Origin of the sequence: Pseudomonas svalbardensis (genome assembly GCF_030053115.1) — a bacterium.
Taxonomy (GTDB): Bacteria; Pseudomonadota; Gammaproteobacteria; order Pseudomonadales; family Pseudomonadaceae; genus Aquipseudomonas; species Aquipseudomonas svalbardensis.
Genome location: NZ_CP125619.1, coordinates 2,572,588 through 2,583,523, shown reverse-complemented (window position 1 = coordinate 2,583,523; position 10,936 = coordinate 2,572,588). Strand labels below are relative to the sequence as shown.

At 60.1% G+C, this 10,936-nt stretch carries 6 protein-coding genes; 4 read left to right on the top strand and 2 right to left on the bottom strand.

Translation table 11 applies throughout. From position 1 onward, the window contains the following. The first annotated feature begins 49 nt into the window (after positions 1-49). Both QFX16_RS11900 and QFX16_RS11895 read left to right on the top strand, forming a co-directional pair. A complete protein-coding gene (locus QFX16_RS11900) occupies positions 50-3,865 on the top strand; it encodes a non-ribosomal peptide synthetase (protein ID WP_283184055.1) in 3,816 nt (1,271 codons plus the stop codon). Then, the gene (locus QFX16_RS11895; protein WP_283184054.1) at positions 3,862-5,505 is read left to right on the top strand and encodes a cyclic peptide export ABC transporter; all 1,644 of its coding nucleotides are present in this window, start codon (positions 3,862-3,864) and stop codon (positions 5,503-5,505) included. Before QFX16_RS11900 ends, QFX16_RS11895 begins: the two co-directional genes overlap by 4 nt. Here QFX16_RS11895 and fhuF read toward each other — a convergent pair. Next, positions 5,496-6,242, bottom strand: coding sequence for a siderophore-iron reductase FhuF (gene fhuF / locus QFX16_RS11890; RefSeq protein WP_283184053.1), 747 nt, complete (start codon positions 6,240-6,242; stop codon positions 5,496-5,498). The two genes, QFX16_RS11895 and fhuF, sit on opposite strands and share 10 nt — an antisense overlap. 106 nt (positions 6,243-6,348) lie before the next feature. On the opposite strand from fhuF, the gene QFX16_RS11885 reads away from it, so the two are divergent. Both QFX16_RS11885 and QFX16_RS11880 read left to right on the top strand, forming a co-directional pair. Continuing rightward, positions 6,349-8,052 (top strand): ABC transporter ATP-binding protein/permease, encoded by a 1,704-nt coding sequence (locus QFX16_RS11885; protein WP_283184052.1) that lies wholly within the window; start codon positions 6,349-6,351, stop codon positions 8,050-8,052. 732 nt (positions 8,053-8,784) lie between these two features. Beyond that, positions 8,785-10,089 carry an IS4 family transposase gene (locus QFX16_RS11880; RefSeq protein ID WP_283184051.1) on the top strand — a complete coding sequence of 435 codons (1,305 nt, stop codon included), beginning with the start codon at positions 8,785-8,787 and terminating at the stop codon, positions 10,087-10,089. Positions 10,090-10,210: 121 nt separating this feature from the next. Here the strand turns inward: QFX16_RS11880 and QFX16_RS11875 are convergent, their stop codons facing one another. Continuing rightward, positions 10,211-10,612, bottom strand: a complete 402-nt coding sequence (locus QFX16_RS11875; RefSeq protein WP_283184050.1) for a YfeK family protein — start codon at positions 10,610-10,612, stop codon at positions 10,211-10,213. Between the last annotated feature and the right edge of the window lie 324 nt (positions 10,613-10,936).

Below are 10,936 nucleotides of genomic sequence, written 5' to 3'. Positions count from 1 at the left end.
TCATTGGCCAATCGACGCTCATGTCCCACTTTTTTGCACAGGTCTCAGCATGACTCAGACTCACGAAGACACGCCGTTCGAAGGCTTCGAGCTGTCGCCGCAACAGGCGCACCTGTGGCGCCTGCAACAAACTCATCTGGCTCCGTCAGCGCAGCGGGCCACACTGCGCATTCGCAGCGAACAACCACTGGACAGCGCACGACTGAAAAACAGTTTGCTGGCGTTGATGCAACGCCACGAGATCCTGCGTACCCGTTATCAACAACTGCCGGGGCTGTCGTTGCCGATGCAGGTGATCGACGATTCAACCGCTGATTGGCAGGCGCTGGGAATCGCACTGCACGTGAACACCCAGTCAGCGACCTTGCACCTGCCGGCCTTGCATCTGGACAGCACCAGCCTGGGCTACCTCAGCGAAGAATGGGCGCTGGGTTACTTGGAAGCTGCGCCTCAGGAGCCGCCGCTGCAATACGCCGACTATGCGGCGTGGCGTCTGGAGTCGGTGGACGACCTGGGCCGACAGTTCTGGGATGAGCAGTTCAATGCAATGGTCGCGGATGTGCCTTTGCCTTGGCAGCGGCAGAATCCGGTTACCGGGATTGTCGAAATGGCGCGGATGCAACTGTCGTTCGACGACGCCACCCTGCAACGCCTCGATCAGCAAGCGACAAGCCTCGGCGTCAGCACCGGTACGGTCATGCTCGCCGCCTGGGTCACCTTGTGGCAACGCTACTGCGAAGCCGAACGCCTGACGCTGGCCTACGAAAACCAGACGCGTCCGGACGTGTTGGGTGATGCCCTCGGCCTGTTCTCCGAGCCGTTACCATTGACGCTCGACACCGCGCCCGAGCTGTCGTTTGCCGCGTTGTGCCAGCAACTGACCGAGCGCGTTGGCCTGCTCAACGATGCCCGGGACAGCTACCCGAGCCACTTGAGCAATGTGCCGTCGTTGTCCGGCGTGGGTTATCGCGAACTCGCGGTCTTGCCGCACAGTGCGCTGAACGATGTCGGTTGGCAGATCGAACAGGCTGACAGTGTCAGCGCTGATTGTGCGTTGCTGTTGCAATACCAGCCGCGTTCGGCCAGTGGTTTGTCCCTGCATTTTGATGCCGCGCTCTACTCACCGGCCCATGTCGAGCTCCTCGCCGAGCAGTTGCTGAGCGTGATCGAGCACAGCCTGCGTGAACCGGCCGCCAGCCTGAGCCAACTGACAACTTGCAGCGCCGCCGAGCAACAACGGGTGACCGGCGCATTGGCCACTTCGCCGACTTTGAGCCCGGCGCAAGAACAGCTTTATGCCGCCACTTTTGCCCTGCCGAACCTGGCTGCCTGTTTCGCCCAAGGCTCGGCCTCCAACGCTCAACGCCCGGCGGTCACTGGCTCAAGCGGGACTTTGAGCTATGCCGAGCTGGATCGGCGCGTCACGGCCCTCACCCAGCAATTGCTTGCCCAGGGCCTGGAACCCCGTGCGCGGATCGCGCACTTCCTGCCGCGCGACATCGATGCAGTGGTGGCTCTGGTCGCTATCCTGCGCGCCGGCGCCTGCTACGTACCGATCGACCCGGCCTACCCCACCGAGCGCATCGAGCATATTCTGCGCGACAGCCAGGCACGTCTGGTGCTGACCCATCACGCTCGCGTGCAAGACCTGCCGGCGGACTGGCAACCGAGCGCGATGGCGATTGATCAAGCGATGCCGGCGGTGCCGTTACGGGAGGAGCCGACCGTCTCGCGGGATCAGCCGGCCTACCTGATTTACACCTCTGGCAGTACTGGACAGCCCAAAGGCGTGGTCATCAGCCATGCCAACGCCCTGCATTCGCTGGCGGCGCGGCTGGCGGGGTATCCGCATCCGGTGGAACGATTCCTGCTGCTGTCGTCGTTCGCCTTCGACAGCTCCATCGCCGGACTGTTCTGGAGCCTCGCCCAGGGCGGTTGCCTACACCTGGCCAGCGAAACCGAACAGAAAGATCCGCTGCAACTGGCCCGTCTGATCCGCAGCCACGGCGTGTCGCACCTGCTGGCGCTGCCTTCGCTTTATGCATTACTGCTGGACGAACTAGGCGACAGCCCGAGTCCGTTGAACACCGCGATTGTCGCCGGTGAAAGCTGCCCGCCAGCGTTGGTCGACAGTCACTATCGGCGCCAACCCGACGCGCAGCTGTATAACGAATACGGTCCGACGGAGGCTTCGGTTTGGAGCACCGTCGCCCTCTGCCGGTCCAATCAGCACACGGGTTCCGTACCCATCGGCCGCGCAATTGCCCACACGCAGGTGTACTTGCTCGACAGCGACGGCACCCCCGTGGCCCGAGGGTTCAAAGGTGAAATTCACATTGCCGGACCGGGACTGTCCGAAGGTTATCTGGGCCTGCCGCAGATGACCGCCGAGAAATTCATCCAGGCCCGTCATCCATCCCTCGACGGCCAACGTCTGTATCGCACCGGCGATTTCGCGTGGCAGGACCTGGACGGACAACTACTGTTCCTCGGGCGCACCGACTCACAGATCAAACTGCGCGGTTACCGTATCGAGTTGGGCGAAATCGAAACCGCGCTATGCAACGTCAGCGCCGCCAAACTGGCGGTGGCCTTGTTGGACACCACTCAGACCGAACCGAGCTTGCGTGCGTTCATAGAATCGGCCACTCAACTTCAGGCCAGTGCCGTGCGCGAATCCCTCGGGGCGCTGTTACCGGCGCACATGATTCCCGCCGATATCCAGTGGTTGGCGCAGCTGCCGCGCACTGCCAACGGCAAGGTCGACCATCGTGCCTTGCTGGCCCGTGCGTCAAATCGCAGTCTCGCGGCTTACGCAGCGCCCGAAGGGCATGTCGAGCAAGTGCTCGCAGCGGTGTGGCAAGAGTTACTGGAGGCCGAAGTGATCGGTCGTCACGACGACTTTTTTGCCCTCGGCGGCCATTCGTTGCTGGTGGTGCGCATGACCGCCAGGTTGCGCGCCTCGCTCGGCATTGAGGTGCCGGTCAGTGTGATCTTCCAGCACCCGACGCTGATCGGTCTTGCTGAACAGATTACCCGGCCTCGCGACCATGCGGCGATCATTGCCTTGCAGACCGGCGAAACTGGACAGACACCGTTGTTCTGCCTGCACCAACCATCGGGCGGGGTTCACCATTACATGCCGATGGTCGCCGGGTTGCCGAAGGTGCTGCCGGTGTACGGCGTTCCGCTGCCCGAGTCGCTGCACAGTCAGGACCTCGTTGCATTAGCCCGCGAATACTTGCCGCAGATCCGCCAGATTCAGGCTCAGGGTCCGTATCGCCTGGCCGGTTGGTCGATGGGCGGCTTGCTCGCGCTGGAGTTGACCCGGCAGCTGGAGGCCCAAGGGCAAGCGGTTGAGTGGTTGGGGTTGTTCGACAGCACGTTCCACGCCGAGGATGAAACGCTGACGTGGGATGCGCTGCAGGCCATCGTTCAGCAAGAATTGAGCAGCGACAGCCGCCAGCGACTCACCGCGCAATGTCTGACGGAGCTGCGCACGGCAACTGCCGAACTGGGTCGCGTGGAGCAATTGCGTTTCGCCCTGCTGGAATGGGCCAGCGCCTACGGCCTGGAACTCAATGCGCCGCTGGCCTATGTCGAGCAGACCTTGAATGTGATGGCTGACGCGCGTCGTTGGGTCAGCGGCTATTCGGTGCCCATCGTGCAGGCCACGCTGCAACTCTGGTGGGCCGATCAGACGCTTGTCGAGCACCCGACTCTGCCGGCGCAATGGGACGCGATCAGTCAGCGAACCTGTCATCATCAGGTCGCCGCCGATCACGACACGATCCTCGGGCAGTCCGCCTTCCATGAACAACTCAACAAGTCGCTGGCCATGGCCTCGACGGAAACCGTCGCATGAACCTGATCCTCTATCTTTACCGCCAATCGGCACGCCTGCTGGCACTGGCCTCAATCACTGGCGCACTGGGCGGTCTGGCCAGTGCGGGGCTGGTGATTCTGATCAACCGTGGGTTGGCCAACCCGCAGCAATTGCCGGAACTGGCCCTGGGGTTTTTCGGGCTGTGTATCGGCATGCTGCTGAGCAAACTCTGTTCGGAACTGTCGCTGCTGCACCTGACCCAAAGCGCGATTTTCCAGATGCGTATCGACTTGTCGCGCAAGCTGCTCGCCACCCCGCTCAAACGCCTGCAAGGCATGGGCAAACACCGTTTGCTGGTGATCCTCACCGAAGACGTGCACACGTTTACCGCTGCGTTCGAGTGGGTTCCGTTGCTGTTCGTCAACGCTGTGGTGACCCTGGCATGCTTTGCCTATCTGGCTTGGCTGTCGTGGTCGTTGCTGGCGATTCTGGCCTTGTTTCTGATGGTCGGCCTGGTGGCGTTTCACCTGGCCGAACGTGGGCCGTTGAGCCATCTGGAACGAGTGCGCCAGCAAAAGGATGTGCTGTATCAGCACTTTCGTAGCCTGATCGAAGGCAGCAAGGAATTGCAGCTGAACAACGCCCGCGGTGAAGCCTTTGTCGAACGAGTCATCCGTCCGGGTGCCGACGAGTTTCGCGTGCGTTTCCTGCGCGGTATGGCCGGGTATTCGGTGGTGGCCAACCTCGGCACGTTGTTGTTTTACCTCAACCTCGGCGTGCTGCTGTTCATCGTGCCGTTCTGGCTGCCGCAACCGATTACCGTGCTGACCAGTTTCACCGTGACCTTGTTGTACCTGGTACGGCCGATCTCCGACCTGATGATCGCCCTGCCCTCGCTGCGTCAAGCCAGCATCGCCCTGAACCGCATTCGCCAACTGGACGCGGAGCTGAGCACCGAAGCCCAGATAGCTGCGCCGCTCGGCAATGTGTTCGCCAGTGAAGGCCCGATGCGCCTGTTGCTCAACGGCGTGTGCCACCGCTATCCCGGCGAGCACGAGGATCATCCCTTCATGCTCGGGCCGATAGACCTGACACTGGAACAGGGCGAACTGGTGTTTGTGGTGGGTGGCAATGGCAGTGGCAAGACCACGCTGTCCATGCTGATGCTCGGGCTGTACGCACCGGAAACCGGTTGCGTGGTGCTCAATGGTGTGGAAGTGGACGACGACAACCGCGAGCAATACCGTCAGCACTTTGCAGCGGTGTTCGCTGACTTCCACCTGTTCGAACATTTGTTGGGCGACGACGGACCGGACGCCGAATATCGCACCGCCGAAGCGACGCGTTATGTGAAAGCATTGGGGTTAGGACACAAAGTCAGCATTGTCGACGACCGTTTTTCCACCGTGGAACTGTCCACGGGTCAACGCAAGCGACTGGCGCTGGTGTCGGCGTATCTGGATGACAAACCGTTTTATTTGTTCGATGAATGGGCCGCCGACCAGGATCCGACCTTCAAGCGGGTGTTCTACATGGAGCTGTTGCCGGAACTAAAAGCCCGGGGCAAAACCGTGATCGTGATCACCCACGATGACGCTTACTTCCAGCAGGCCGACCGGGTGCTGAAAGTAGAGAACGGCCGTCTCACCCAGGTGGAAGCGCACGCGGCTTATGCCTGATGAGGTGGTGTGATGTCAGCGCCCGGCACCAGCGGACAGTTGTCGCAGTACGGGCGCGCGTCACCCAGTTGGTGGTGCAGGCAACACACCTTGCGCATCAGCAACGGTGCGCCGCTCGGGCCGGGGGCCAGTTGCAGGAAACCGTACAGCGGATTGCGCGTGCCGTCGGCCCAGTGTCGCTCCCGGAACAGCCGTTCGCGCCATTGCGGCGCGTGCGGCATCTGGAAGTAATCGAGCGCGACATCGATGGCGGCCGCCACGTTGTTCCACAGCAAGCGCTGGGCTACCCGCCCGGCGCTGGCCAGTGCCTGCACCAGCGGCGCCATTTCTTCGGTCAACAGGTGCTGCGCGAAGGCCAGCGGATTGTTCAATGGCAGCACCTCACCGGCAGCAAACACCTGAGCCACGGGCATTCCGTTTTCCAGCGCCACATGGGGATCATGCACGATACAACGCAGATGCTGCGCAGCGGCGGCCAGCGGTAAGGCCAGCGTCACGCAGATCAAGTCCATCGACCATTGCGACACCAGTGCAGCCCGAGGCGCAGCGGGATAATAGTGAGCGTAAAGACTCAACAGGTCAGTGCAGGTTTGCGGATCGCGAAACTCAATCAACCCACGGCCTTCGACGTGGCTGCTCAGTCGGCAGGTGCTGCGCAGAAAGGCGCCATCGAAACGAAACAACTGATCGAGCAGGGTTTCGTCGAGCATTCGGGCGGTGGTTTGAAGAGACGTCATGAGGCTTCGTAACTGAGTTTGAGAACTGTTAACCTACCACGTTTTTTGATTTCCGAAGACTCAACACGGCGGGTCAACCCCCGAGTTTGCCAGGCAGGACGCTCCGATGTTCATCCAAGATATGAAGTTGCTGGCCGCACCTTACTGGTCAGCTCAAGGCCGTCGTCGCGCGTGGCTGACACTCGCCCTGGCCATGCTGGCGGTGGCCGGGATCATTGCGATCCAGGTGCGCTGGAACGAGTGGAGCCTGGGCTTTTACAACTCGTTGCAAAGTCTGGACGCCGCCGCGTTCGGTTATCACGTCGTGGAGTTGCTGGTACTCGACGTCGCCTTCATCGCCTGCACCATGGCCAAGTTCCAAGTGCAGCAACGCTTGCTGATCAGCTGGCGAGAAAAACTCACCCAGGCCTTTCTCGGCAAGTGGCTCGACAGCCAACGCTACTACCGCAGCCGCTTTTACAGCGTGACCTACGACAACCCCGATCAGCGCATTGCCGAGGACTGCAAGATTTTCGTCGAGCAGACCCTGGACCTGGGCTTGAACCTGCTCCAGGCGATCATTCTGGTGGTGCTGTTCAGCATGATCATGTGGCGCATTTCCGGCACGCTGGAATTTGAAGTCGCCGGGCATGCCGTCGCCATCCCCGGCTATATGTTATGGCTCGCCTTGATCTACGCCGTGATCGGCAGCGGCATCGCGCACTGGATCGGTAAACCGCTGATCGGGCTCAATTTCCTGCAACAACGTCGTGAGGCGGATTTTCGTTTCGGCCTGACGCGTCTGCGTGAAGACGCCGAAAACGTCGCCCTTTCCCGTGGTCAGGGCTGGGAAAGCAAGCAGTTACTGGGACAACTGGGACTGCTGCTGAGCAACTACGGCAAGCTGGTTCGCTCGAAAAAACACCTGTTGGGCATTAATGCGGCGTATGAGCGATTTGCCTTTACCTTGCCGCTGCTGCTGGTGTCGCCGCGCTTCTTCTCGCGGGAAATCCAACTGGGGCAACTGACTCAGATCGCTTCGGCTTTCGGCGAAATTCAGGCTTCTCTCTCGTTTCTGATTCGCAGCTACCCGCAAATCGCCGAATGGCGTGCGACCAAGACTCGCTTATGCAGTTTCTGGCGTGAACTTGACGCACTACCTGCACCGGTTGACCCCGTCACCCGTCGTACAGCTGGCCTGCGGTTGCATAACTTTGCACCGCTGAACGAGCACGGTTTACCGCTGTTCGAACCGCTGACGCTGACCTTGGCTCCCGGCGAACGGCTGCTGCTGCGCGGCCCTTCCGGCGTGGGCAAGACCACCCTGCTCCGCTCGCTTGCCGGATTGTGGCCACGGCACCAGGGCAGCGTCGAACTGGACCGCGAGGGTCTACTTATCCTGCCGCAGAGGCCTTATCTGCCCAATGGTTCGTTGCATGAACTGTTGCATCAAACCGGCGAGACCGGTGCTATCGAAATCGATGAAGCACGCCTGGAAGCTGTGCTCAAACTGACAGAGTTGCAGCACTTGCCATTGCACAGCACCGATGACTGGAGCCGGCGATTGAGCCCCGGCGAGCAACAGCGCCTGGCCATGGCCCGCGCCTTGCTGATTCGGCCACCATTGCTGTTCCTCGACGAAGCCACCTCGGGCCTTGACGACAGTGCCGAACGTCGGTTGTACGAAGCGCTGGCGGCAACCGACATTACGCTGGTCAGCATCGGCCATCGCGAAAGCCTCGGTGCGTACCACACCTGCGTGATCGATGTGGTGCCAGTGGCCTTGCCCTCCGCGCCCAAGCCAATCCCCTCCACCACTCTGGAATTTTGAGATTATCGATATCGTTGCCAAAAAAGTGGCTGGCGTTTGCGAGCCTGACTGCATGCCTGCTCTGCGTTCAACACGCTCAGGCGAACGAGCCGCTGCTGTACACCGTCAAGATAATCAGGCTCAGAATCAATTGAAGGCGCACTGAAGCCTGTCCCCTTTCTTAGCTTCGCTTGTCTTTCAAGGTAAGCGAACGAAAATGAACGTTCTCGCTACAGAACGCCTTGACTGACGTCCTCCTGCATTGCCGATAAACCCCAAGTCGTGAAGATGATCAAGGACCAAGGGCTGACCGTTCCGCAGGTGCCGCGATCTGAATATTGGTGAGACTGCGGTCCGTCGCTGGGTTCAACAGTACGAGACTAAGCAATTGGGCCAGGCCGGGATCGGTAAACCGCTACAGGCTTTTGATCTTGATCTGCCTGCGGCCGAGCACAGGCGTTGCGCAGGGGGCTACCGCGGCAAGGGTGCCGCGGTAGCCGCCCCCGGCCATGGATGGCCGATGGCGGCGGGGCCCCGGAGCAATGCCGGAGTGAGGGCATGCCGAGCCTAAGCAAGACACCGAATGGAGGGGCAAAGCCTTTTGCTTACTTTTCGGCGTTTGGAAAAGTGAGTCGCTGCAAGAGCCAGCCCTTTCAAGGTCTTTGATAAAATCCTCAAAACTCCAGTCAGGACGGCGAGACGATGTGGGCAGAGGTTTTAGCGCGGTTCGAGAAAAAAGCACCGGCCAGTGTCATGGCCAAATTGGTTTTGGAGCAGGCCGTTGCGGCAGAGTGGGTTGATCAGGTGTTCGAAGAACATCGTCAGCGCCAGTACCCGCGCGAGCTTTTGTTTTCGACCATTATTGAGCTGATGTCCCTTGTTTCTCTGGGTTTGCGGCCCTCCCTACACGCCGCCGCGCGGCAGATGGAGGATCTTCCCGTCAGCCTGGCGGCGCTTTATGACAAGGTCAGCCGAATCGAACCTGCGCTGTTGCGCGCGTTGGTAACTGGTAGCGCGCAGCGCCTGGCTCCGACGATTCAAGAATTGGGTTGCTCGGCCATTTTGCCTGGCTGGCAATTACGCGTCGTCGACGGCAACCATCTGCCTTCCAGCGAAAAACGTCTGGGCGCTTTGCGCCGCCAACGAGGTGCTGCCCGCCCTGGTTTTTCGGTCGTGGTTTACGACCCTGATCTCGACCAAGTCGTCGACCTTCAGCCCTGTGAAGATGCCTATGCCAGCGAGCGCGTCAGCGTGCTGCCGTTGCTGGAAAAGGCCACGGCGGGCCAGCTATGGATGGCTGATCGGCTCTACTGCACGCTCCCGGTCATGGAGGCCTGCGAAGATGCCGGCGCTTCATTCATCATTCGCGAACAAAGCAAGCATCCACGCCTGCTTAAAGAAAGCGACTGGCAGGAGCCTGTCCCGGTCGCAACCGCCAGCGTGCGCGAGCAAACCATCGAAGTAAAAGGCGGACGCCAGTGGCGGCGTGTCGAACTGAACCTGCAAAACCCCACCGAATCCGGCGACACCACGCTGTCCTTCTGGAGCAACTTGCCCGACACCATCAGCGCAGAGCAGATCGCCGATTTGTACCGACGTCGCTGGAGTATTGAAGGGATGTTCCAGCGTCTGGAATCGGTGCTGGACAGTGAAATCGAAACCTTGGGCAACCCCAAAGCCGCCCTGCTGGGGTTCGCGTCCGCCGTGTTGGCTTACAACGTTTTGTCCGTGCTTAAACGCAGTGTCGAACAGGCTCATTGCCAGACCCAACCCGAGGGCTGGGAAGCGTCGATCTTTCACCTGACGGTACAGGTTCGCAGCGGTTATGAGGGTATGCAAATAGCCTTGCCGCCAGAGCACTTATCCCTCCCCATCCCCGCAGGAGGGCTGGCTCAGTACCTGCTGACGCTAGGCCGAAACGTCCAGCCCAAAGCGGTCGCCAAAAGCAAACGAGGTCCGAAGGTGCTCAAGTCCAAAGAATGGCTGGAGGGTAAGGCAGTGAATGCCCACGTGTCGACGGATCGGGTGCTCAAAGCCGCGAAAGTCAAAAGACCTTGAAAGGGCTGGCTGCAAGAGCGAAACCGTAATCAGCCATCACCGCAGAAACGGATATGTACCCCAACCTTAAGTGAACAGCATTTCGGCAAGTGGGCCGGGCTTTCTCGTTTCGGGGGTAAGCTCAATGGAGCTGGCGTTGTCTCTGTAGCTCTGTCTTCAGCCAGGTGCTCGTCGGTTGGACGCCTGCTGAGCAACGCACTTCGTAGGCGTTGCCATTCATGCTGCTTTTAGTGGCAGCGAGGTCGATGAAGTCTTCTGCGCTGCTCACCAGGTTCTTGCCTTCGAGATAATTCAGCTTCTTTTCGAGATGTGCCCGAGCCTGGGGTCCAGGGTATTCAGTGCCGTTGCGCACGAACTTACACTCACTGCGCTCCACAAAATCCAGTAAGCCCTTTATCTCCTGGTTTGCCTGTGGCGTAGTTTGGGCCTGTGCACCGCCCGCCACTGCAAAAAGACCAATAGAAGCCGTGATCAACCATTGGCGGAAAATGGGTCGAGTCACTGCTACTTTCAAAATCCCCATGATACTTCCTTGTCCTAAAAGGGGTGACTGTAGCGCGGCATCGCCCAAGCAACCAGCGCTGTTAGCCTTCAAGTTTGGGCCAGTCCGCATGCGCTCCCCTGCGCGCAATACCCAACGGCAACCAGCAGAACGCTGGGCGATGTGGTTCGTTCGAAAGGATCAACCTGCGAAAGGGGAAGGGGATCAATGAGCCCAATGCCTCTGTGCGCGAGCAGTTGGCCAAAGTCGCAGTTACTTATCCCTGTATCGGCATCAGACTCATTGATCGTTGCCCAGCTCAATGTTGGGCGATTTCCATCTAACCGAATGGAGATGCATTGGCGC